Raw genomic sequence first — 21,549 nt, 5'->3', positions numbered from 1 at the left:
ATGGCGCTCGGAGTGTCTGTGATCGTCATAGCTTGAAGTCACCGTTCTGACGCATGTAGGGAACAAGGCCGCCCGCGCGCAGGATCGCCAGCATGATCGGCGGCAGCGGCTCCGGGATGAGCGTCTCACCGCTGCGTTCGTTGCGGATCGCGCCGGTGCCGTCGGAGATCAGGATGTCGCCCTCGCGAATCCCGTCGGTTTCGCAGACAAGCGGCAGCAGGCCGTTGTTGATCGCGTTGCGGTAGTAGGTGCGCGAGAAGCTCCGCGCCATCACCGCCGGAATGCCGGCCCCGAGCACGGTCGTGACCGCAACCTCCATCGCCGAGCCGCAACCGAAATTCTTGCCCGCCACCAGGATGTCTCCGGGCTGCACAGAGGCTGCAAAGGTCGGGTCGACATGCTCGAACAGGAATTGCCTGAGAACGGCGGGGTCGAGGCTCTCACGCTTGCGGGTCGAACTGATGATGGAGTCGGTGTTGACGTCGTCGCCGAACAGTCGCGCGCGACCTCGCAGAGCTGTCATCGCGACACCTCGCGAGGATCGGTTACGGCACCGCGCGTCGCGGCGGCCGCGCAAGCAGCCGGGGAGGCGAGGTAGATCGATGCCTTGGCGTTGCCCATGCGGCCCTTGAAGTTGCGGTTGGCGGTCGAGATCACCGAAACCCCGTCTCCGGGGATCACCCCGCAGGTCCCGCAGCAGGAGCCGCAGCCCGGCTCGACCACGGTGGCGCCGAAGCCGACCAGGGCGTCGAGTGTGCCATCGGCCGTCATGGCGTCGCGGACCTCGCGCGATGCCGGCGTGACCACGAGCTGCACGCCGGGTGCAACGCCTCCACCCGCCTCGAGCACGGCTAGAGCCTGATGGAAGTCGCGTAACCTGCCGCCCGTGCAGGTGCCGAGATAGACCATCTGTACCGGCGTGCCGGCGGCATCCTCGAGCGCCACGACCTGATCCACCAGATGCGGCAACGCGATCCGCGGCGTGAGAGCGTCGAGCGCGATCTCCACGGTCTGGCTGTAGTGCGCATCCGGATCCGCTGCGACCGGTTCGAAAGCCTGGCCGGTGCGGTCCTGCAGATAGGCGACGGTTTCAGCATCGGCCGGGAAGATGCCGGTCTTCGCGCCCATCTCGACTGCAAGATTGCTCAGGACGAGGCGGTCCTCCAGCGTGAGGGTGGCGACACCCGGTCCCGCGAATTCGAGTGCCTGATAGGCGGCACCGTCGGCGCCGAGCATGCCCGCGAGGGCCAGTGCGATGTCCTTCGCATAGACGCCGCCCGGCAGTTGTCCGGTCAGGACGACGCGGATCGAATCCGGCACGCGCAGCCAGATCCGGCCACACAGCATGACCGCGGCGAGATCGGACGAGCCGATCCCGGTCGCAAAGCAATTCAGTGCCCCGTATGTCACGGCATGGCTGTCGGCTCCGACGACCAGACCACCCGGCAGAGCGCGGCCCGTCTCCACGATGAGCTGGTGACCGATTCCTTCGCCAGCTTCATGCAGCGTGACGCTGAACCGCTTGGCGAAGTCCCGCATCACGCGGTGCAGCGCGATCGTCTGCGGGCTTGTCGGCGGCACGTAATGGTCGAGCGCAAAGACCAATCGGGCGGCATCGCGCACGTTCTCTCCGCCCATCGCCTTGAAATAGTCGAGCGCCATCGGAACCGAACCGTCGGTGCCGAGCGCGCAATCGACCTCGCAGACCACCAGGTCCCCGGCGTGCGCATCCTGCCCGGATTTTCGAGCGAGGATCTTTTCGGAGATCGTGCGCCCGGCCATCGCTAGACCTCTGGCATCTCGCAGCCGAGACGGCAGAGCGAGGCGTCGACCCAGCTACGATCGAGCGTACCGGCTTCGATCGCCGCCATTTGCTTGGTCTCGGCAGCCTGCTTGGCTTCGGCTGCCTCGATCACCGCTCGGCAATCGTCGATGGCGACGGCCAGCACGCCGTCGTCGTCGCCCAGCACCAAGTCGCCGGACTGGATGACCATGCCACCGATCGCGATCGGTCCGTTGATCTCGCCCGGACCGTCCTTGTACGGACCGCGATGGGTGACCCCCGCCGCGAAAACGGGAAGGGGGTTTGCCCGGATCGCAGCGGCATCGCGGATCGCGCCATGGATAACGATGCCTGCGACGCCGCGCCGGGCGGCCTGCGCGAGCATCATCTCGCCGAAGATTGCGTTGCTGAGGTCGCCGCCCGCATCGACCACGATGACGTCGCCGGCAACCGCGATATCGAGCGCCTTGTGGACCATCAGATTGTCGCCGGGGCGCGTCTTCACGGTCAAAGCGGGACCGGCCATGCCGCCAGCCGCATGCATCGGCCGGAGCGTGGCGCCGCCCGCGGCCATGCGCGACATCACATCGCTGATGTTGGCGACCGGAAGGGCGCGAGCCCGTTCGACCCATTCGCCTGCGACAACACGCTTGCGGGAAAGGATCCTGAACCCTACGGCCATATCAACCCCATTGAAAATGGAACGCCGTTACGCATAGTGTAACGGTGACGAGCCGAGGTCAACCGAAAATCGGCAGGACAGGGATTTTCGATGCCCAAGACGCAAGGGGTCGCCGCCGTGCAACGGGCGTTGGCGATCCTGGATACCTTCGCTGGAGCCGGGTCGCGGAGCCTGGCCGACATCGCCAAGATCACGGGCTTGGCGAAACCGACCGTGATGCGCTCGCTGGTGTCGCTGGATGAAGCCGGCTACGTCGTCCGCCTCAGCGACGGCCGCTACGCGCTCGGCGCAAAGACATTCCAGCTCGGCACCACCTATCGGGCCAATTTCAATCTCGAACAGCACGTGCTGCCGGTCCTTCAGCGGCTAAGCCAGGAGACGTTGGAGAGCAGTGCGTTCCACGTGCGTGAACGCGATAATCGGCTCTGTCTGTTTCGGGTGGATTCGCCGCAGCTCGTGCGCGACGTCGCGCGGCCCACAAATCTCGCGCCACTCGATTTGACCTCGACGGGACAAGTGCTGCGGACGGCGCGCTGGGCAGACCGCACGGATGACGGCGTGCAGGTCTTCGTCAGTTCCGGAATCTACGACGCTGTGACGGCCTCGCTCTCCACCGCCGTTTTCGGCCACGACGGAGCGCTGGTGGGCGCCATGACCGTGAGCGGCCCCATCGAACGGATCCGTCAGGCCGACCTCCAGGCACTGGCGTCCCGGTTGACCGACGCCTCGTATCGGCTCTCACTTGTGCTCGGCGCCCCATTGTCCCGCGAGGTCGGCCCGCCGCGGATCATCAGTCTGCCATCGGCCGAAACAGGCTCTCCCTGACGCGCCCCGTTCGGGAGAGGGCACTATTTCGACCGGCAAGCTCGTGAATGGACTCCGCTCAGGTCTTGTGCAGTCTGCAGAGACCGGACTGGGTGTTCGATCAGCTGCCTACAAGGTGTTCGTAGCTGCGCGTGGGGGAATGCCCTTCGCTGCAATCTCCGCCGATAGCTCTTCGATCGTCTTGCGCTGTTCCATGGCGGCTCTGCGGATCAACGCAAAAGCGGCGGGCTCGGCGAGCGCATGCGAGTGCATCACCTGAAGAACGGCGGCAAGCACGATGCGGCGGGATCGCAGACGCTGCTCCAGTTTGAGGATCTGCTGCTTCAAGTCGTTGGTGCGTTCGTTTCGCTCGAATGCCATGACGACTGCCGCATAGATGCCGGCCGAGCGTAGCGGCTTGACCAAGAACGACGCCGGATCGAGGTCGAAGACGAGCTTCAAGCGGCTCGGCGTCTCCGTGCCGAGCAGAGCGATGACCGGACAGTGCCCCAGGAACGGGGCTTCAAGCGGAAGAAGTTCATCGTCGATCAATGTCACGTCAGGCGCGAAGTCAATCGCCTGGCCGGGCGCCCATGCAGTGCTGTCGATCCCGAGACGTTCAAACTGGCGTCGCACGATCGATGCGTCGCGTTCGTCCTTGATGGCGACGAGTGCTTTGCGTCCGCGCAGCGAGAATGAAGACAGCTTGCTCATTTCACCACCCGCAAATGCGGCGCATTCGGCGATGTGCCCCCCTTTGAGGTCTCCCTGAAGGTGGGGGCGGCGACGTCGAGCTGCGTCAGGTAAGGATCAGGCTTAACGGGCGCGTCGGCTTCCCAGAAGATGTCAAACTGTCCCCGTGCATTGGAGACTGCCAGTCGCGGCGTAAGGACGCAATGATTGTTGCTGCCGTCGATCCAGACCGGTCCTTGCGGCGAATTGTAGCGATAACCGGCCGCGGCGCGCCTGACCTCGCCGATGTCAGACGTGCCGGCCCGCTGCAGCGCGCGGGCCAGCAGATAGACGGCGACATAGGCAGATTGTCCGTCGACGGAGGGGCTGCTGTCCTCGCCGTAGCGCGCTTTCCAACGTGCGACGAATGCACGGTTCTCGGACAGTTGTATGCTTTCGAAGTAGGCCGATGATGTAATGCAGCCCGCCGAGGCCGGTCCGACGATTGCGAGTTCCGGTTCGCACAAGCTGCAGCTCAACATCGGAATGTCGAGGCTCGCAGTTTCGGCGGCAGCGCGGAAGGCGCGGATGAAGTCGTAGCTCGAGCTTCCGACCAACGTGTTGAACACGATCGGCGGCTTGCGGCGGATGATCTCGTCGACGATATGCCCGACGGCGCTTTCGCCGAGTTCGAGCAGCCGTTCGGCCAGGATGTGGCCTTCTGCTGCACTCACCAATTCGCGGGTGACGCGATTGGTCTCCCATGTCCAAACGTAGTTGGAGCCGACGCAGAAAATCTCGCGCGACAGATTGTCGAGCACGTAACGGACGAGCGGCAGGACGTTGTGATTGGGCGATGCTCCGACATAGATGACGTTGTCGGAGCACTCGAAGCCCTCGTAGCGCGCAGGATACCAAAGCAGGCGATCGGTACGCTCCACGATCGGCAAGACCTGCTTGCGCGATGCCGAGGTATAGCAGCCGATGATGTGCTCGACGCCGACATTGCGGATGAGATCGTCGCAGACCGTGTGGTATTCCGAGATGATGCCGCGAGGATCGCGGACATGAGCGGCGATCGAGAAGTCGAACTCGGCTTGGTTGTTGATCTCGTCGACCGCCATCATGGCGCTCTTGAGGATCTCGCGGCCCATGGCCTGATAGGGCCCGGACTGCGAACAGATGATACCAACGGGAACGGACGGCTTTGTCATCTATGGCTTTCGGCGACGCGACGCGTCAGGAAACCATCATGACTGATGTTGGTGCAAGAGGGGTTGCTGATTTGCTGCGCATGCACATTGCGAAATTTGTGCAACCGGCCTCGTTGACAAGGTGCTACGCACATCCTTAGAATTTTGTACTACGGGCTTCCACTCGAACCCTGCGTGCGTTGATCTGGCCGATGACGTCCTGGTCTCTGCACAAAGTGCTTCGTTCGATTCCGGATCCGATGCGATAGATCATAGACGCGGCATTTGAGCCATTCGTCACCTCATTCGCGAGGGACGGGTGGCTTTTTTCGTTTTGCCGCTAAGAAAATTGGCGATGCGTCCGCGTCGCCAAGCCGATGGCGCGCGCGACCATTGCCATGCCTGCGCTTGCGTCGGCCAAAACGTGGGGAGACGATGGCGATGACAGATCTTCATTATCTCGGGCTCGTCGAGGTCGGACAGCAGATTCAAGCCAAAAAGCTGTCGCCGGTCGAAGTTACCAAGGCGATGCTCGGGCGGATCGAACAGCTCGACGTAGAACTCAAGAGCTACGCCTATCTGATGGCGGACTCGGCCCTGGCACAAGCGGCCGCGGCCGAGAAGGAAATCGCATCGGGCAAGGTCAAGGGACCGCTGCATGGCGTTCCGGTTGCGGTCAAGGACCTCTGCTGGGCCAAGGGCGCACCGGCGGCGCACGGCATGACGATTCATCGCGATTTCCGCCCCGCCGAGGATGCGACCGTCGTCGCGCGGTTGAAAGATGCCGGCGCCATCATCCTCGGCAAGTTGCAGCAAACCGAGGGCGCCTACGCCGATCATCACCCGAAGATCGACCCGCCGAAGAACCCGTGGAACGCGGATCTCTGGTCTGGCGCATCCTCGAGCGGCTCTGGCGTTGCTACTGCGGCGGGCCTCTGCTTCGGCTCGCTCGGCACCGATACGGGCGGATCAATCCGCTTTCCGTCCGCGGCTAACGGCGTCACCGGGCTCAAGCCGACTTGGGGACGCGTCAGCCGCTACGGCGCATTCGAGCTTGCGGCGACGCTGGATCATATCGGCCCGATGGCAAGGAGCGCGGTCGATTGCGGCGCCATCCTCGGCGTGATCGCGGGTCAGGACCCCAAGGACACGACGTCGGTTCCGCTGCCCGTGCCTGACTATCTCGCCAGTTTGTCCGGCGATCTTCGCGGCGTGACGATCGGCGTCGACCGGCGCTGGACCAGCGAAGGCACCGATGGCGATGCGGCCAAGGTGTTGACCGAGGGTCTGCGTGTAGCGGCCGATCTCGGCGCGAAGATCAAGGAGATCACGTTTCCCGATCCCAAGGCGGTCATCGACGACTGGTTCCCGCTCTGCGGCATCGAGGTCGCCGTCGCGCACGAGGACACCTATCCCGCGCGCAAGGACGAGTACGGCCCGGCACTCGCCGGCCTGCTCGATCTCGGTCGACAGCAGTCCGGCATGGACTATCAGAAGATCGTGCTCCGGCGCGAAGCGTTTCGTGGCGCGGTCCGCCTTCTGTTCGAATCGGTCGATCTCCTCGCAGTGCCGGCCCAGGCATTCGCCGCGCCGACGCTCGCCAAGATGGCGTCGCTCGGCGAGGACGCCTCGCTGATCGCAGGCTTGCTTCGCTTCACATGCCCGTTCGACATGACGGGAAGCCCGACCGTGACGCTACCCGGCGGCTTCGCCGCGAATGGCGGTCCGGTTGGCTTCCAGTTCGTCGGTCGTCATTTCGATGAGGCTGGCCTCGTTTGCGCGGGCGATGCGTTCCAGCGCGTTACCGACTGGCACAAGCGTCATCCAGGGATCTGAGTTGAGGAGCCGATCATATGCCCGCAGAAGACTGGTTGAAGAATTCCATCATGGCCAAGCGTGCGGTCGCCAAAGGCGCGACGGGGGCGACGCACAGCCTGACGATCGAAGAGCAGGGCGGCTTCCACTACGTTTACGGTCCCTATGCAAAGCCGACCCTGTCGATCGACCCCGGCGGAGTGGTGGTTGTCGAGACGGAGGATGCGTTCGGCGGTGTGCTCACCAGCGAGAGCGACAGCCCCACCGCCAAACTGAAATTTCCCTATCTGAACCCGCAGTGCGGGCCGATCGCGGTTAAGGGCGCCAAGAAGGGCGATTGCCTCGCGATCTACATCCGCGACGTCGAGACCCGCGGCGCGCAGCCGGCCGGCACGACCTGCATTATTCCTGAGTTCGGCGGACTCGTCGGGACTAGCTCGACGGCACTGCTCAATCCGCCATTGCCGGAGCGCGTGAAGAAGCTGCATGTCGACAGGAACGGCGTGCGCTGGAACGACAGGATTACGCTGCCCTACGAGCCGTTCATCGGTACCATTGGCGTCTCGCCGGAGATCGAGGCGATCTCCTCGCTGCAGCCGGATTACCACGGCGGCAACATGGATCTGCCCGACGTCGCCCCCGGCGCGATCATCTATTTCCCGGTGCATACCGACGGCGGGATGCTCTACGTCGGCGACTGTCACGCGACGCAGGGCGACGGCGAACTCTCCGGCGTGGCGCTGGAGCAGCGCGCGACCGTCACGCTTCAGGTCGACCTGATCAAGAACTGGAGCTTCGCCTGGCCGCGGCTCGAGACAAAGGACTTCATCATGACGATCGGCAGCGCCCGCCCGCTCGAAGACGCGGCCCGTATCGCCTATCGCGAACTCGTGCGGTGGATGGCGGCCGATTACGGCTTCGACGAGATCGACGCCTACATGCTGCTCAGCCAGGCCGGCCGCATGCGCCTCGGCAACATGGTCGACCCGAAATACACGATGGGCGCATCGATCCTGAAGAATTACCTCAAGCCATGACATTCAGCCGCTTTCAGAAACAGAGGACATCACGATGAATTCGGGACGGAAGCTCGGAATGGTCTTGCTCGGCGCTATGCTCGGTACAGCGGCGGGAGTGGGTGTTGCTCGGGCGGCGGAACCGCTATTGAAGGTGGGTCTGCTCGAGGACGTGTCAGGCGACCTCGCCTTCATGGGCATGCCGAAGCTGCACGGCTCTCAGCTGGCCGTCGAGGAGATCAACAAGAGCGGCGGTATCCTTGGTCGGCAGATCGAGTTGATTCACCTCGATCCGCAGGGCGACAACGCGCGCTATCAGGAGTTCGGTCGTCGACTGCTCAACCGCGACAAGGTCGACGTGCTGATCGGCGGCATCACCTCGGCCTCGCGCGAGGCGCTGCGTCCGATCGTCGATCGCACCTCGACGCCGTATTTCTACACCAACCAGTATGAAGGCGGCGTCTGCGACGCCAGCATGATCAGCATGGGGGCGGTGCCGGAGCAGCAATTCTCGACGCTGATTCCATGGATGGTCGAGAAGTTCGGCAAGAAAGTCTATGTCATCGCCGCCGATTACAATTTCGGTCAGATTTCGGCGGAGTGGAACCGCAAGATCATGAAGGATCTCGGCGGCGAGGTCGTCGGCGAGGAGTTCATCCCGCTCGGCGTGTCGCAGTTCGCGCAGACGATCCAGAATATCCAGAAGGCGAAGCCGGATTGGTTGCTCACGATCAATGTCGGCGCTGCGCAGGATTCATTCTTCGAACAAGCGGCTGCGGCCAACCTCAACCTGCCGATGGGATCGTCGATCAAGGTCATGCTCGGCTTCGAGCACAAGCGGTTCAAGCCGCCGGCGCTCAACAACATGCATGCGACTGCGAATTGGTTCGAGGAGATCGACACGCCGGAGGCTACCGACTTCAAGAAGCGCTGGCACGCGAAATTCCCTGACGAACTCTACATCAACGACATGGGCTACAATGCCTATAATGCGCTCTACATGTACAAGGCGCTGGTCGAGAAGGCGAAGTCGATCAAGCTCGACGACATGCGCAAGGTCATCGCGACCGGCGATGCATGCATCGACGCTCCTGAAGGCAAGGTGTGCATCAATCCGAAGAGCCAGCACACCTCGCACCGCATGCGCCTGATCTCGGTCGGGCCGAAGCATGAGGTAAAGGTCGAGAAGGACTATGGGACGATCCAGCCGTACTGGCTCGGCGAAATCGGTTGCGATCTCACCAAGAAGAACGACAAGGACCAATACACGCCGAGCCATCTCCCGAAGAAATCGTGACGCCTGACGGGCACGGATTTTGCTCGTATTGAGAGTCGCGCTCTTGGACAAGGCCGGCGTCGCAACGATGCGGCGCCGGGATAGACAAAGGGGCCAAGATGTCGGCTGAAGTATTCTCGGTATTCTATCAGTTCGCCGACGTGTTCGCGTTTCTCATTCTCTCGGCCGCAGGTCTCGCTATCGTGTTCGGCATGATGGGCGTCATCAATATGGCGCATGGCGAGTTCATCATGTGCGGTGCCTATGTCACCGTCGGCCTGGTTAATCTGGGCGTTCCGCTCGCGATTGCCCAGATCCTGGCCGCGCTGACGGCGGGGCTCATCGGTGTCGCCGTCGAGTTCCTGATCGTGCGGCGCTTCTACAAGCGGCCGCTGGATTCTCTGCTCGCCACTTGGGGGCTCAGCCTTATCGTGACGCAATCGATGCTCCTGATTGTCGGTTCAGCCGTGCGGGGCATCGGAACGCCCGAAGGAAGCTTCGCAATCGGCGGCTATACGTTTTCGACCTATCGTCTGGTTCTGTTCGGTTGCGCGGTGGCCGTGCTGGGCGGCCTCTACATCGTTTTCATGAAGACGCGCTTTGGTGTGATCGCCCGGGCGACGATGCAGAATGCGGCGATGGCGAAGGCGCTGGGCGCGCGAACGGGCCGAATCTATTCGATCAGCTTCGGGATCGGCACCGGCCTTGCCGGACTTTGCGGGGCGCTCTACGCGCCAACGATGACGCTGATCCCGACCATGGGGGCCACCTTCGTGGTCGAAAGCTTCGTTACGGTCGTAATCGGAGGGGCAAACGTGCTGCTCGGAACAGCGCCGGCCGCTGTGTTCCTGGCGATGATCCGGATGGCGCTGAACGCGAGCTACGGCCAGATCATCGGACAGATTGGCATGCTGGTCGCCGTTATTTTGATCATTCGGGTGTTGCCCGAGGGGCTCTCCAGCGTCCTGGTTCGTCGTGGGCGCTAAAGGGAATTTGTGATGTTCAAGCTGCTGGAAGGTCCGCAGACGCTCGGACGTGGCAAGATCTTCTGGTCCTGCTTCCTTGCAGTGCTCGCGGGCGCACTGACATATCCGCTATTCGCCGACTCCTATGATGTGGGGAATTTCGCCTATTTCCTGATCTGGATATTCATGGCGCTCGGCCTCTGCCTGATGTGGGGCTATGGCGGGATGCTGTCGTTCGGCCAGACCTTGTTCTTCGGCATCGCCGGTTACGGTTATGGCGTGCTCGCGATCAACATGGGCGGCGGCACCGCGACGATCGCCGCGCTTGCACTGTCCGTTGTCCTTGCGATGGTGGCGGCCGGCATCCTCGGCTATTTCATGATCTGGGGTGGCATCAACGGCATCTTCTTCGGGATCGTGACGCTGTCTGCGACGCTGGTGCTTGCCTTCTTCCTCGGCCAGACAGCGGGGCCGGAATGGCACATCGGCCCGGCGCGGCTGAATGGCTTCAATGGCATGAAGGGCATGGACCCGCTCGCCGTCGGCGACTTCTATATCGAGGGATCGGCGCTCTACTACGTCATGATCGCGCTGATCGTGATCGTCTATCTCGCGTTGCGCATGCTCGTGAATTCGGGCATCGGCAACGTCATCGTGGCGACGCGCGAGAACCCGCAGCGCGCCGAGATGCTGGGTTATGACGTCCGGAAATACCAGCTCCTGACCTTCGTGATCGGCAGCGGCCTCGCAGGGCTGAGTGGTGCGCTGTACACGTCCTGGGGCCAATTCATCACGCCGTCCAGCATCGGCCTGCCTGCGGCGGCGATGCCCATCGTATGGGTGGCTTTCTCCGGACGGAGCGATCTGACCGCAACTCTGGTCGGATCGTTCCTGCTGCTGTTCGGCTTTCAGACCATCACGGTCTACAGCCAGCAGGCAGCACTCGTGCTGATGGGAGCGCTACTGCTCGCCACGGTGATGCTGGCGCCGCAAGGTTTTGTGCTCGGCATCGGCAAGCTTGCTGCCGATTGGTGGAGCGGGCGTCGGCGACGCGATGATAGCCCCGTCATGGCGGAGGCTGGTCGCTTGCAGTCGGAAGAGTCCTGATCATGTCGCTGGTCGAAGTCAAAGGCGTATCCAAGCGTTTTGGCGGATTGACCGCAGTCTCCGACGTCGACCTCACGGTCAACGCCGGCGAGGTCCACTGCCTGATCGGACCCAATGGCGCCGGCAAGAGCACATTGTTCAAGCTGATCGTGGGTCTCTATCCGCCGAGCCAGGGCAGCATCCTGTTCGATACCGTCGACATCACCAAGGAGCGTCCCTACGCACGCGTGCAGCGAGGCATGAGCATCAAGATGCAGGCTCCGAGCGTGTTCAAGGAGTTGCCGGTCCGGCAGAACATCCAGATCGCGCTCCAGGAGCGACTGTCCGGCGCGGAACGCATCGCCGAGGAGGATCGCCTGCTGACTCTGCTCAACCTGGGGCCGGACAGCGATAAGCTCGCGGGTGCGCTGTCGCATGGACAGCAGCAATGGCTCGAGATCGGGATGGCGCTGGCGCTGAAGCCGCAGCTCCTGCTGCTGGACGAGCCGACTGCCGGCATGTCGCCGGAGGAAACCTTCAAGACCGGCGAGCTGATCAAGTCATTCAATGCAGAGGGCATGACGGTTCTTGTCGTCGAGCATGACATGGCCTTCGTGCGCCAGGTCGCCCAGCGCGTCACGGTGCTGCATCTCGGCAAGATTTTCGCACGCGGCGATCTCGAAAGCATTTTGCAGGACGCGAAAGTCGCGGAAATTTATCTCGGTAAGACGCATGCTCACTGAAGCCAATCCCACGAACCGGATTCTGGACGTATCTGAATTATGGGCGGGATACGGTGCGACGCCGATTCTGCAGGGCGTCACCATGTCGGTCTCCCGCGGCGAGATTGTCGGCGTGATCGGCCGTAACGGTGTCGGCAAGTCGACGCTGATGCGGTGCCTGATCGGTTTGCTGCAAACCTGGCGTGGCACGATCAGCTTCATGGAGCAGGACGTCACAAAGCTCGAAGCCGACGCGCGGGCGAGGGCGGGCTTCGGATACATCCCGCAAGGGCGGGATGTCTTTCCGCAGATGACCGTCGAGGAAAACCTGCAGGTCGGCGAGTTGATCGGCGGTCCCGGCGGCAAGAAGCTGCCTGAACTCGTCTATGAGTATTTTCCGCGGCTGAAAGAACGCCGGCGGCAGGCTGCAGGCACGATGTCGGGCGGCGAGCAGCAGCAGCTCGCCATAGGCCGCGCGCTGATCGGCAATCCGTCCTTGATGATCCTGGACGAGCCGTCCGAGGGTATCCAGCCCTCGATCGTCCAGCACATCTGCGAGGCGCTGAGATCGTTCCGGAACGAGCTCGGCACCACCATCATCTTCGTCGAGCAGAACCTCGACACGATCCTGGCAATCGCCGAGCGTTGTTACATCATGGAGAAGGGCAGGATCGCGCAGTCGCTGGCGGGTGGCGAGGTTAACGAGGACAATGTCCGCGAGCAGCTCCTGCTCTGAACGGCCGCATCGCATGTTTTCAAGTCGTCAATAGGGAGGGAATGGACATGGATCTGGGACTCAAGGGAGCAAAGGTTCTCGTCACCGGCAGCACCAAGGGGATCGGCAGGGCGATCGCCGACACATTCGCGGCGGAAGGCGCGGATGTCGGCATCTGCGCGCGCAACCAGGCCGACGTCGATAGCGCGGTCGCCGCGATCAAGGCGAAGGGCGTTGCCGCCTTTGGTAGTTCGGTCGATGTCTCCAACGGCCCGGCGCTCAAGGCCTGGGTCGAGGACATGGCCTCAAAGCTTGGCGGCATCGACGTCGTGGTCGCCAATGTGAGTGCGCTGTCGATCGGACAGGACGAGGAGAGCTGGGAGAAGGAATTCTCCACCGACATGATGGGCACCGTGCGGCTGGTCAATGCGGCGATGCCGTATCTCGAGAAGAGCAAGGCCGCGGCGATCGTGACCATCTCCAGCGTTTCAGGGCGCGAAGTTGACTTCGCGAGCGGCCCCTACGGCACGTTCAAGGCCGCGATCATCCACTATACGCAAGGTCTCGCCTTCCAGCTTGCCGGCAAAGGCATCCGCGCCAATTCGGTGTCGCCGGGCAACACCTATTTCGAGGGCGGTGTCTGGAATCAGATCAAGGACGGCAATCCCGAGCTTTACAAGACCGCGCTGGCGTTGAATCCGACCGGCCGCATGGGCACGCCGCAGGAGATGGCGAACGGTGCCGTATTCCTTGCCAGCAAGGCGGCGAGCTTCATCACGGGGACCAACCTCGTGGTCGATGGTGCGCTTACCCGCGGGGTGCAGTTCTAGGCGTGAGGTGTGCTCCCTCTCCCGCTCGCGAGAGAGGGGTGGGGAGAGAGTACCTCTGCAGGCTAGAGCCTCCAAAAACGAGAACCCTCACCCGGCGCAAGTGCGCCGACCTCGCCAGCGAGCGGGAGAGGTGCACCCAGCCTGCCGCCCGATCGAGAATCCATTCGCAAAACCGCCGAGTCTCCGATGTCAGCAGATCCAACCCACTACAAGTCGATCACCGAACTCTCCGAGCTGTTCCGCCGGGGTGAGCTCCTGCCCTCGAAGGTGACCGAGGCCATGCTGAGCCGGATCGGCAAGCTCGATGGCAAATTCCACAGTTATGCACTCGTCCTCGCTGAGCGCGCCATGGCGCAGGCGAAGCGCTGTGACGCCGAGCTTGCGAAAGGCATCTGGCGCGGGCCGCTGCACGGCGTGCCGATCGGACTGAAAGATCTCTGCTACACGACTTTCGCACCGACTGCGGGAGGCACCACGATCCACGCCAAGTTCGTCCCCTCCTTCAATGCGACGATCGTGGACCGCCTCGAGCTCGCTGGCGCCATCACGCTCGGCAAGCTGAAGATGACTGAAGGCGCCTACACCAGCCATCATCCGAACGATCAGGCGCCACTCAATCCCTGGGGCGTCGATTATTGGGTCGGCTCGTCCTCGAGTGGATCGGGCGTGGCGACCTCGGCGGGGCTCTGCTTCGGGTCGATCGGCAGCGACACCGGCGGCTCGATCCGGTTTCCGTCGGCGACGTGCGGGCTGACCGGGATCAAGCCGACCTGGGGACGTGTCAGCCGTCATGGCGTCTTTCCGCTGGCGGACTCTCTCGACCATGTCGGGCCGATATGCCGGAGCGCGGCCGATGCGGCGGCCATGCTCGGCGTCATCGCGGGCGCAGACGTCAATGATCCGACCGCCCTTCAGGCGTCGGTGCCGAACTACCTAGCCGGGATCGGAGATGGCATCCGGGGCCTACGGATCGGAGTGGACCGCAGCTACACTCAAGACGGGATCGATCCGCAGGTGGTCGCCGCATTGCTGGAGGCCGAGCGTACACTTGCGGCGCTCGGAGCCGATATCCGCGAGATCAAATTCCCGGCCTACGAGAAGCTCGTCAGCATGTGGATTCCGATGTGCTCGATCGAGACCGCAGAGGCGCATTTGGAGACCTATCCGTCGCGGAAGTCGGAATACGGCCCCGATCTGGCGCAGTTGATCGAGCAGGGCAGTTCGGTCAGTGGCGTCGAGATCGCGCAGATCCATCACGAGCGGTTGAAGTTCTGCGGCAGCCTCGTCGCATTGTTCGATGATATCGACCTGCTGCTTATCCCCACCATGCCCGTGCCGATCCCGACGCTAACCAAGATGGGTGAATACGGCGCCGATCCGAACGTGCTGCTCAGCATCCTGCGCTTCACCGCGGTGTTCGACTTCTCGGGCAGCCCGACCATCACGCTGCCGAACGGAATGGCGTCGGATGGCTTGCCGCTCAGCATGCAACTGGTCGGCCCGCATCTGTCCGAGGACGTGCTCGCTCGCGCCGGGCATGCCTTCCAGTCAGTGACGGACTGGCATACGTACCGGGCGCCCGTCAGGTGAACCCCTTGCCCCTCAGGGATCGCAACACTGGCTTCCTCTTATGGGCACTGACCCGACCTCGAAAATTTCGATCGAGGCTTTCGAACCCTACCTGGAACACACCAAAGTAGCGAGCGGAAACCAGAAGCGACGTTCTGCGTGCTGTCGGATGGAGCGACGAGGCCATCGCGAGCTACCGGGAAGCGTTGCTGCATCAGCCCGACAATCTGGATGCGCACAACCAGCTAGGCATTCTGCTTGGTGAATACGGTGAGTTTCGGCGGGTGCTGCTGCGTAAGCCGGGCTTTGAAGTGCGCTATCGATAACGAGTCTGCGCTGGCAAGATTCGCATGGCCGCTTTCAGCGCATTCCGTTACAACGAACTTGCGAATGGTCAAGCGGGCGCGCTCGGCTCGGAGCATCGTTATCGCCATCCCTGACGTTGCCTTAGTCGAATGGGTCGCGCGCAGATGGGGCACTCGGTTCGTTGTCAAGGCGACGCTCGTGCAGATGCGTCGTCCGACAGGCGGGGGAACGTCAGCATACTTGTAATCGAATGAACCGACAGCGCACCAGCTCCCTCTTGGTTCCGGATCAGCCGGGACGAGTCAACTTCGCAGCTTCATCATCTGCAAGGGAGGGGGGCCCCCCTCGCAACGGTCACCGTCGTTGTGGCATGCCGGCCGGAACGATCGTTTGAACGATCGACGAATCGAGCGCTTCGTAGTCGTGCAAGCCGATTGTCGCGTAGAGTTCCGTGCGCGTCTGCATCCGCTCGACCACCTTGTGCGTGCCACCGTCCCGCGAGATCGCCGCGTAGAGCTCGGCTTGGGCCTTGTTTGCCATTCGCAAGGAAGAGACCGGCCAGATCACCATGGCGTAGCCCATCGCCTCGAACTCCGTGGCCGTGAAGAACGGCGTCTTGCCGAACTCCGTCATGTTGGCAAGCAGGGGGACGCCTGGCATGCGTTCGGCAAAGGCGCGGAACATCTCGGCGGTGTTGAGCGCTTCCGGAAAGATCGCGTCGGCGCCGGCTTCCATGTAGAGCTTTGCGCGGGCGACCGCTCCGTCGAGGCCTTCGCTCGCGGCAGCGTCGGTCCGGGCGATGATCACGAGATTGCGCCGCGCCTTCGCCGCGGCCGCGACCTTCGCGGCCATGTCATGCGCATCGGCAATCTTCTTGTCGTTCAGATGGCCGCACTTCTTGGGCAGGATCTGGTCCTCGAGATGAAGCGCGCCCGCACCGGCATCCTCGAAGACGCGGGTCGCGTGCATCACGTTCAGCGCCTCGCCGTAACCCGTGTCGGCGTCGACGAGAAGGGGCAGTCCCGCCGCGCGAACGATCTGGCGGACGAAGAAGGCGACCTCATCGACAGTGATGATGCCGAGATCAGGCAGGCCCATCGACGCCGTCATCGCGGCACCTGAAAGATAAAGCGCGTCGAACCCGGCCGCTTTGGCCTGCAGCGCTGCCATGCCGTTGTGAGCGCCGGGTAACTGCAGGATGCCGGGCCGATTCAACAGGTCGCGAAAGCGTCGGCCGGCGGATTCGCGGGGAAGGTCGGCGGCAACGAGATAAGTCATCGTGGATAGCTCCGGGGACGTTTAAGCGCTGCGCCGTGCTTGCGCAGTGGATTTGACAGGTCGATAGAGGACGTTTCCCTCGAACAGCCGCCGCGCGGTGCGATAGACCGCGCCATGAATGGCGCGCGCCTTTGCGGGATCATCGGATTGTTCGACGGCGGCATCGACCACGGTCGTGCCGGAGGGATGGGCGATAGTGATCGGACCATCGCCAGGGCGCGCCATCCGGTTCGCGAGCGTGCCGCGGATGCGCACCGCGATCGCAAGGCAGGTCGCGCCGGTGATCGGGACCGCGCGGTGGGGCTGACCGATCGAGATCATCCGGATGCCGAGCGACATGTCCGAGGGATCGAGCCGCCGGCCCGACAGCGTCGTCATCTGACGTGGCGGCACGATCATCGCGACCTTGGGAACGCTCGGGATTTTGGCGGCTTCCGCGACATCAGGCGCAAGGCCCATTGCCACCGAGGCCGCGCAGCGAATCGCCTCCATCTGCGCGAGGAAGATCGGATCGCTCTCGAGTGCTTCGGGCATCTCGCTGCCGTCCTTGCCGACTGAGGCGGCTGCGACAAAGACGCAGGGGTTGGCGGCATCGACGAGAGACGCCTCAACCGAGCCGAGACCGGGGATGTCGAAATGATCGCAAGCCCGTCCGGTCGGCAGCAGGCGTCCGGTTCTGGTGCCGCCGGGGTCGATGAATTCAAGTCGGACGGGCGCGCCCTGTCCGCCGACGCCATCGATGCTCATGTCGCCCTCGGTCTCGACTTCTCCATCTGTCATGGGGAAGCGAGAAACGATGATCTTGCCGGTATTGGTGTTGTGAATGCGCACGACGGCTTCGCCATTCGCGGGCGCCTTCACCAGCCCTTCGCTGACCGCGAACGGTCCCATCGCCGAAGACATGTTGCCGCAATTTGCGCTGTAATCGACCACCGCACTCTTCACGGAGATCTGCGCGAAGGTGTAGTCGATGTCGGCATCGGGGCGCGTCGGCGTGCCGACGATGCAGATTTTTGACAGGGACGACAGGCCGCCGCCCATGCCGTCGAGCTGACGGCCATTGGGATCGGGCGAGCCCATCACGGACAGGAAAATCGGATCCCATTGTGCGGGATCTGCCGGCAGGTCCTGTCTGTTGAACACGACGGCTTTGGATGTGCCGCCGCGCATGAAAGTCGCGTTGAGCTTGTTCTGGGGCATTGAACGATCCATTGCATACTGTTGTATACTTTGGATACCAGTGTATACATTCATGCCGCGGACTGCTACCCTTATTCTATTCGGTGGACGCTCATTGTCTCGTTCCAGACAGGCAGCGCGCCGCCGCATATTCTGCGTCGTTCGCGTTGTTCGGCGCGTCACGCTTGTACGAGCAGTTCCTGCCGAATGAGATCGGGATGACTTTATGAACGACGAGATGGTGTTGCCGGACCGTACGAAGTTCGCATCTGCTGCCGATTACGCCTACGCAGCGCTTCGGCGTGAGATTGTTGAGGGGCGCTTTGCCCCGGGCCGGCGCATGCGCGAAGTCGAGTTGGCAGAACACCTCGGCATCAGCCGAACGCCGACGCGTCAGGCTTTGACGCGCCTCGAGCTCGAGGGTCTGCTCGACCTTCGGCCACGAACCGGGCTCGTCGTTTCCGTTCTCGACATGGATGCGGTCGAAGAATTGTACGAGATGCGCGCAGCGCTCGAAGGCACTGCGGCGGCGATGGCCGCGAAACACGCCAGTCCGAAAGATCTCGCCGCGCTGGCGCGGCTTGTCGCCGAAGGCGAACGGCTCGATCATGAACCGTTGAAGCTTTATCGGCACAACAGGGAACTGCACGACGCGATTCAGGTCGCGGCCCACAACCGCTATCTCGAAAAGAGCTTGTCCGCCCTTCAGGATGCGATCGCGCTTCTGGGGCCGACGACATTGGCTGACAAGGGGCGTTTCGCCGTCGCTCAGGCGGAGCATGCTGCGATCGTGCAGGCCATTTCGCAAAGGGAAGGCGAGAAGGCCGATCGCCTGGCGCGCACGCATGTCTTGAATGCGCTTGAGACGCGCCGCGCGATCCTGGCGAAAGAGCGCGAGCTGGAAGCGCGCCTCGAACAGGACGGCGCCTGAAACGGAGCTGCGAGCTGCGCTGACTCTTCTGCTCGCAACGTAGCTTTGAGGACGCCTACCCGCATTGAATTCTGTATCTCGCTGTTTTCATGGACTTTTCTCCTGAAAGCCGCCGCCTCCGAATTATCTTGCATTCCGATGTATACATTAGTATCCATAGGAATACAGAAACTCAGAAGGCGCAGGCCAGGCGGGAAGGAACGGAAATGCACGAAGAGTTCGATGTGATCGTCGTTGGCGCTGGAAACGCTGCTTTGGCTGCGGCGGTCTCGGCGAAGGAAAACGGCGCGGATCGTGTCGTCGTTCTCGAAAAGGCTCCCCGCGAAATGCGCGGCGGAAACACCCACTGGAGCGGCGGTGTCCTGCGCTTTGCCTATGACGAGCCGCGCGAGATCGGCGCGCTGCTGCCGGGCATCGAAGACGAGTTCGAAAACTTCTACGACGGCATCTCGCCTTACACGCAGGAAGATTTTCACGGCGATCTCATGCGCGTCACGAACGGACGCACGGACCCGATCCTGTCCCGTCTCCTCGTGTCGAACTCACAGGCGACCGTTCGCTGGATGAAGGACACCGGCGCCATCAAGATGGAGCCGGCGATCAGCCTGTCCGCCGTCAAGAAGGACAATGTCATGGTCTGGGCGCGCGGGCTGGTCGTGCGCGCGGCGCACGAGGGCGTTGGTCTCTCGCGCAGCTGGTTCTCAACCTGCGAGCGCATGGGCATCGAGGTGCGATACGGCAATGCCGTCTCGGAGCTGCTTGTCGACGACAATGGCCGCGTCGTCGGCGTCAAGACCAAGGACGAGGAGGGCGTTCGTTCGCTCGGTGCAAAGGCCGTTGTGCTCGGCTGCGGCGGCTTTGAAGCCAATGTCCAGATGCGCACGCAGCACATCGGCCCGCTGGTCGGCGCCGCGAAGGTCCGCGGCACGCCCCACAATCAGGGCGACGGATTGCGGATGGCGCTCGCCATCGGTGCGATGCCGTGGGGACAATGGAGCGGATGCCACGCCACCCCGATCAGCGCGGACTGGGGCGACTTCGCACCGCGTGAGATGACCGACCGCAGTAACCGCCTGTCCTATGTCTATTCAGTGATGATCAACCGCAAGGGCAAGCGCTTCGTCGACGAGGGCGAAGACGGCGCGCTCTTCACCTACGCCAAGTTCGGCCGCGCTATTCTGGCCGAGCCGGGCGCCAAGGCGTATCAGCTGTTCGACAGCAAGGTGATCCACCTGCTCGAGCCGCGCTATTCGACCAGCGATCCGATCAAGGCCAATTCGCTCGAAGACCTGATCGTGCAACTCGATATCGACGACAAGGCGCAGGCGCTCAAGACCGTCCAGCATTACAATGATCATGCGCGCTCGGAGAACGAGGGCTTCGATCCCACGAAAAAGGACGGCCTCTCGACCAAGGGCCTCGATCTCGAAAAGACCAACTGGGCGCTCCGTCTCGACAAGCCGCCTTACTATGCCTACAGCGCGACCGGCGGAATTACCTTCACGTTCGGCGGCCTGAAGATCAACGAGAACGCCGAGGTGATCGGCACCGACTGGCGCCCGATCAAGGGATTGTATTGCTGCGGCGAACTGGTCGGCGGCCTGTTCTACGACAACTATCCCGCGGGCACTGGCCTCGTCTCGGGCGCGACGTTCGGCAGGATCGCCGGACGAAACGCCGCGAGCCGGCAGAGCGTGGCGCCGGCCAAAGCGGTGGCGTCGCGATGAGCGTCAGCCCCACGACGTCGACCGTGGCGGAGCGGATCAGTGCCTACGATCCGCAGCCGCGAGATGCGAAGGCCGTCGGACGAGCACGGGCGGCGGTCATCACGGCGTTCGGCCGGACGCTGTCCGGCGCTCCGGACGCCATCACGAAAGCTTTGCTGGCGACCCCCGGTGTCGCGGTGAGCGGCGGCTCCTCGCTTGTGTTCGGCACCGAACGGCGCACGAGCGCGGTCGATGCCGCGTTGATCAACGCCGCGGCGGCCGTGGCCGGATCCACAGCATCACCCGATGCTGCGAACGGGGCCTTTGTTGTCTCGCTGTTCGGGCTCTGCGAGGAGCGCGGAAAAACGGGACAAGAGTTCATAGACGCGCTGATTGCAGGCGCTGAGATCTCGCGTTCTCTCGCGCCGGCGCTATCGCCGCCAGCCGGCCAGCTCGGCCTCGCCTTGCTGGGCAGCGTTGCAGCCGCAGGCCGGTTGCTCGGCTTGAGCCCCTCGAAAATTGCAGCCGCGCTGCTCATGGCGGGCGTCGCCAATGCCGGCACTCCTGCGGCCGGGCAGGGCGGACCTGAAGCGCTCATGGTCGGTCAAAGCCTGAGAAACGGGTTGCTCGCCGCGCTGCTGGCCGAAGCGATGGACGAGGCATCCTGCAATCAAATGATCGAAGCGGAGCAGTGCGCCGCTGGCGGTGGCCTGCTGGGAGCGGAAGCTCTCGATCTTCTAGCGGTTCCATCGCCGCCGGGTGCGGATCTCTGGGATCAGTTCGATCAGCAGGCTGGCGCCATCTTGCCGCGCGATGACATCGCTCCGCTGTTCGAGCGGCTCGAGACGATCGACAAGGTGAAGGATCTTACGACGGTTTCGCGTCTGTTGCAGGGACGCGGCGCGCGAGCGACGCCAAAGAAGGTCGTCTTCGCTCCGCGCGGAACGCATGAGCCGGAGGAGACAAACTGGGTTCCTTAGGCCCGCGAATGAGGGCGATGGCGTCAGGCCGCCATCGCAAA

General features: G+C 63.0%; 21 protein-coding genes. 14 read left to right on the top strand and 7 right to left on the bottom strand.

Annotation, left to right across the window (positions count from 1 at the left end):
• Positions 1-25 precede the first annotated feature (25 nt).
• The 3 genes from JQ627_RS01860 to JQ627_RS01850 are packed head-to-tail and all read right to left on the bottom strand — an operon-like array spanning position 26 to position 2,465.
• The gene (locus JQ627_RS01860; RefSeq protein ID WP_212482448.1) at positions 26-523 is read right to left on the bottom strand and encodes an alpha-IPM isomerase; all 498 of its coding nucleotides are present in this window, start codon (positions 521-523) and stop codon (positions 26-28) included.
• Positions 520-1,782, bottom strand: coding sequence for an aconitase/3-isopropylmalate dehydratase large subunit family protein (locus tag JQ627_RS01855; RefSeq protein WP_212482447.1), 1,263 nt, complete (start codon positions 1,780-1,782; stop codon positions 520-522). The genes JQ627_RS01860 and JQ627_RS01855 overlap by 4 nt, the downstream gene beginning before the upstream one ends.
• Positions 1,783-1,784: 2 nt before the next feature.
• On the bottom strand, positions 1,785-2,465 hold the full coding sequence (locus tag JQ627_RS01850; protein WP_212482446.1) for an RraA family protein: 681 nt from the start codon (positions 2,463-2,465) through the stop codon (positions 1,785-1,787).
• A gap of 90 nt (positions 2,466-2,555) precedes the next feature.
• Here JQ627_RS01850 and JQ627_RS01845 point away from each other — a divergent pair, with 90 nt between their 5' ends.
• A complete protein-coding gene (locus tag JQ627_RS01845; RefSeq protein ID WP_212482445.1) occupies positions 2,556-3,290 on the top strand; it encodes an IclR family transcriptional regulator in 735 nt (244 codons plus the stop codon).
• 108 nt (positions 3,291-3,398) lie between these two features.
• Here JQ627_RS01845 and JQ627_RS01840 read toward each other — a convergent pair whose 3' ends face one another.
• On the bottom strand, positions 3,399-3,983 hold the full coding sequence (locus JQ627_RS01840) for an ANTAR domain-containing response regulator (RefSeq protein ID WP_212482444.1): 585 nt from the start codon (positions 3,981-3,983) through the stop codon (positions 3,399-3,401).
• Positions 3,980-5,155 (bottom strand): transporter substrate-binding domain-containing protein, encoded by a 1,176-nt coding sequence (locus tag JQ627_RS01835; RefSeq protein ID WP_212482443.1) that lies wholly within the window; start codon positions 5,153-5,155, stop codon positions 3,980-3,982. Before JQ627_RS01835 ends, JQ627_RS01840 begins: the two co-directional genes overlap by 4 nt.
• A gap of 414 nt (positions 5,156-5,569) precedes the next feature.
• On the opposite strand from JQ627_RS01835, the gene JQ627_RS01830 reads away from it, so the two are divergent.
• From JQ627_RS01830 to JQ627_RS39760, 10 genes are all read left to right on the top strand, one after another.
• A complete protein-coding gene (locus JQ627_RS01830) occupies positions 5,570-6,970 on the top strand; it encodes an amidase (protein WP_212482442.1) in 1,401 nt (466 codons plus the stop codon).
• A gap of 17 nt (positions 6,971-6,987) precedes the next feature.
• Positions 6,988-7,986, top strand: coding sequence for an acetamidase/formamidase family protein (locus tag JQ627_RS01825; protein ID WP_212482441.1), 999 nt, complete (start codon positions 6,988-6,990; stop codon positions 7,984-7,986).
• A gap of 58 nt (positions 7,987-8,044) precedes the next feature.
• Positions 8,045-9,262, top strand: coding sequence for an urea ABC transporter substrate-binding protein (locus tag JQ627_RS01820; protein WP_212483138.1), 1,218 nt, complete (start codon positions 8,045-8,047; stop codon positions 9,260-9,262).
• Positions 9,263-9,360: 98 nt separating this feature from the next.
• Positions 9,361-10,227, top strand: a complete 867-nt coding sequence (locus JQ627_RS01815) for an ABC transporter permease subunit (RefSeq protein ID WP_028151201.1) — start codon at positions 9,361-9,363, stop codon at positions 10,225-10,227.
• Between the two features lie 12 nt (positions 10,228-10,239).
• The gene (locus tag JQ627_RS01810; protein ID WP_063982321.1) at positions 10,240-11,313 is read left to right on the top strand and encodes a branched-chain amino acid ABC transporter permease; all 1,074 of its coding nucleotides are present in this window, start codon (positions 10,240-10,242) and stop codon (positions 11,311-11,313) included.
• 2 nt (positions 11,314-11,315) lie between these two features.
• Positions 11,316-12,035 (top strand): ABC transporter ATP-binding protein, encoded by a 720-nt coding sequence (locus JQ627_RS01805; protein ID WP_028158373.1) that lies wholly within the window; start codon positions 11,316-11,318, stop codon positions 12,033-12,035.
• Positions 12,025-12,750, top strand: a complete 726-nt coding sequence (locus JQ627_RS01800; protein WP_212482440.1) for an ABC transporter ATP-binding protein — start codon at positions 12,025-12,027, stop codon at positions 12,748-12,750. Before JQ627_RS01805 ends, JQ627_RS01800 begins: the two co-directional genes overlap by 11 nt.
• A 47-nt stretch (positions 12,751-12,797) precedes the next feature.
• Positions 12,798-13,559 (top strand): SDR family NAD(P)-dependent oxidoreductase, encoded by a 762-nt coding sequence (locus JQ627_RS01795; RefSeq protein WP_212482439.1) that lies wholly within the window; start codon positions 12,798-12,800, stop codon positions 13,557-13,559.
• 186 nt (positions 13,560-13,745) lie between these two features.
• Positions 13,746-15,149, top strand: coding sequence for an amidase (locus JQ627_RS01790; protein WP_212482438.1), 1,404 nt, complete (start codon positions 13,746-13,748; stop codon positions 15,147-15,149).
• A 134-nt stretch (positions 15,150-15,283) separates the two neighbouring features.
• Positions 15,284-15,454 carry a hypothetical protein gene (locus JQ627_RS39760; protein WP_409363799.1) on the top strand — a complete coding sequence of 57 codons (171 nt, stop codon included), beginning with the start codon at positions 15,284-15,286 and terminating at the stop codon, positions 15,452-15,454.
• A 334-nt stretch (positions 15,455-15,788) separates the two neighbouring features.
• Here the strand turns inward: JQ627_RS39760 and prpB are convergent, their stop codons facing one another.
• Entirely contained in the window at positions 15,789-16,712 is a 924-nt protein-coding gene (gene prpB / locus JQ627_RS01780) for a methylisocitrate lyase (RefSeq protein ID WP_212482436.1), read from the bottom strand.
• A 21-nt stretch (positions 16,713-16,733) separates the two neighbouring features.
• Entirely contained in the window at positions 16,734-17,912 is a 1,179-nt protein-coding gene (locus tag JQ627_RS01775; RefSeq protein ID WP_212482435.1) for a 2-methylaconitate cis-trans isomerase PrpF family protein, read from the bottom strand.
• A 205-nt stretch (positions 17,913-18,117) separates the two neighbouring features.
• On the opposite strand from JQ627_RS01775, the gene JQ627_RS01770 reads away from it, so the two are divergent.
• From JQ627_RS01770 to JQ627_RS01760, 3 genes are all read left to right on the top strand, one after another.
• Positions 18,118-18,822 carry a GntR family transcriptional regulator gene (locus tag JQ627_RS01770; RefSeq protein ID WP_212482434.1) on the top strand — a complete coding sequence of 235 codons (705 nt, stop codon included), beginning with the start codon at positions 18,118-18,120 and terminating at the stop codon, positions 18,820-18,822.
• Positions 18,823-19,028: 206 nt separating this feature from the next.
• Positions 19,029-20,549 carry an FAD-dependent tricarballylate dehydrogenase TcuA gene (gene tcuA / locus JQ627_RS01765; protein WP_212482433.1) on the top strand — a complete coding sequence of 507 codons (1,521 nt, stop codon included), beginning with the start codon at positions 19,029-19,031 and terminating at the stop codon, positions 20,547-20,549.
• A gap of 23 nt (positions 20,550-20,572) precedes the next feature.
• Positions 20,573-21,508, top strand: a complete 936-nt coding sequence (locus JQ627_RS01760) for an MmgE/PrpD family protein (protein ID WP_212482432.1) — start codon at positions 20,573-20,575, stop codon at positions 21,506-21,508.
• Positions 21,509-21,549 lie beyond the last annotated feature (41 nt).

The sequence above is a fragment of the Bradyrhizobium liaoningense genome, assembly GCF_018130785.1.
GTDB lineage: Bacteria > Pseudomonadota > Alphaproteobacteria > Rhizobiales > Xanthobacteraceae > Bradyrhizobium > Bradyrhizobium liaoningense_A.
This window is presented reverse-complemented; position numbering and strand designations above follow the sequence as displayed.

Coding starts and splice junctions, on each gene's coding strand:
- prpB (WP_212482436.1), bottom strand. CDS start 16,712: ATGACTTATCTCGTTGCCGCCGACCTTCCCCGCGAATCCGCCGGCCGA.
- JQ627_RS01860 (WP_212482448.1), bottom strand. CDS start 523: ATGACAGCTCTGCGAGGTCGCGCGCGACTGTTCGGCGACGACGTCAAC.
- JQ627_RS01850 (WP_212482446.1), bottom strand. CDS start 2,465: ATGGCCGTAGGGTTCAGGATCCTTTCCCGCAAGCGTGTTGTCGCAGGC.
- JQ627_RS01795 (WP_212482439.1), top strand. CDS start 12,798: ATGGATCTGGGACTCAAGGGAGCAAAGGTTCTCGTCACCGGCAGCACC.
- JQ627_RS01775 (WP_212482435.1), bottom strand. CDS start 17,912: ATGCCCCAGAACAAGCTCAACGCGACTTTCATGCGCGGCGGCACATCC.
- JQ627_RS01825 (WP_212482441.1), top strand. CDS start 6,988: ATGCCCGCAGAAGACTGGTTGAAGAATTCCATCATGGCCAAGCGTGCG.
- JQ627_RS01845 (WP_212482445.1), top strand. CDS start 2,556: ATGCCCAAGACGCAAGGGGTCGCCGCCGTGCAACGGGCGTTGGCGATC.
- JQ627_RS01770 (WP_212482434.1), top strand. CDS start 18,118: ATGAACGACGAGATGGTGTTGCCGGACCGTACGAAGTTCGCATCTGCT.
- JQ627_RS01805 (WP_028158373.1), top strand. CDS start 11,316: ATGTCGCTGGTCGAAGTCAAAGGCGTATCCAAGCGTTTTGGCGGATTG.
- JQ627_RS01820 (WP_212483138.1), top strand. CDS start 8,045: ATGGTCTTGCTCGGCGCTATGCTCGGTACAGCGGCGGGAGTGGGTGTT.
- JQ627_RS01810 (WP_063982321.1), top strand. CDS start 10,240: ATGTTCAAGCTGCTGGAAGGTCCGCAGACGCTCGGACGTGGCAAGATC.
- JQ627_RS01835 (WP_212482443.1), bottom strand. CDS start 5,155: ATGACAAAGCCGTCCGTTCCCGTTGGTATCATCTGTTCGCAGTCCGGG.
- tcuA (WP_212482433.1), top strand. CDS start 19,029: ATGCACGAAGAGTTCGATGTGATCGTCGTTGGCGCTGGAAACGCTGCT.
- JQ627_RS01790 (WP_212482438.1), top strand. CDS start 13,746: ATGTCAGCAGATCCAACCCACTACAAGTCGATCACCGAACTCTCCGAG.
- JQ627_RS01830 (WP_212482442.1), top strand. CDS start 5,570: ATGGCGATGACAGATCTTCATTATCTCGGGCTCGTCGAGGTCGGACAG.
- JQ627_RS01800 (WP_212482440.1), top strand. CDS start 12,025: ATGCTCACTGAAGCCAATCCCACGAACCGGATTCTGGACGTATCTGAA.
- JQ627_RS01815 (WP_028151201.1), top strand. CDS start 9,361: ATGTCGGCTGAAGTATTCTCGGTATTCTATCAGTTCGCCGACGTGTTC.
- JQ627_RS01840 (WP_212482444.1), bottom strand. CDS start 3,983: ATGAGCAAGCTGTCTTCATTCTCGCTGCGCGGACGCAAAGCACTCGTC.
- JQ627_RS01855 (WP_212482447.1), bottom strand. CDS start 1,782: ATGGCCGGGCGCACGATCTCCGAAAAGATCCTCGCTCGAAAATCCGGG.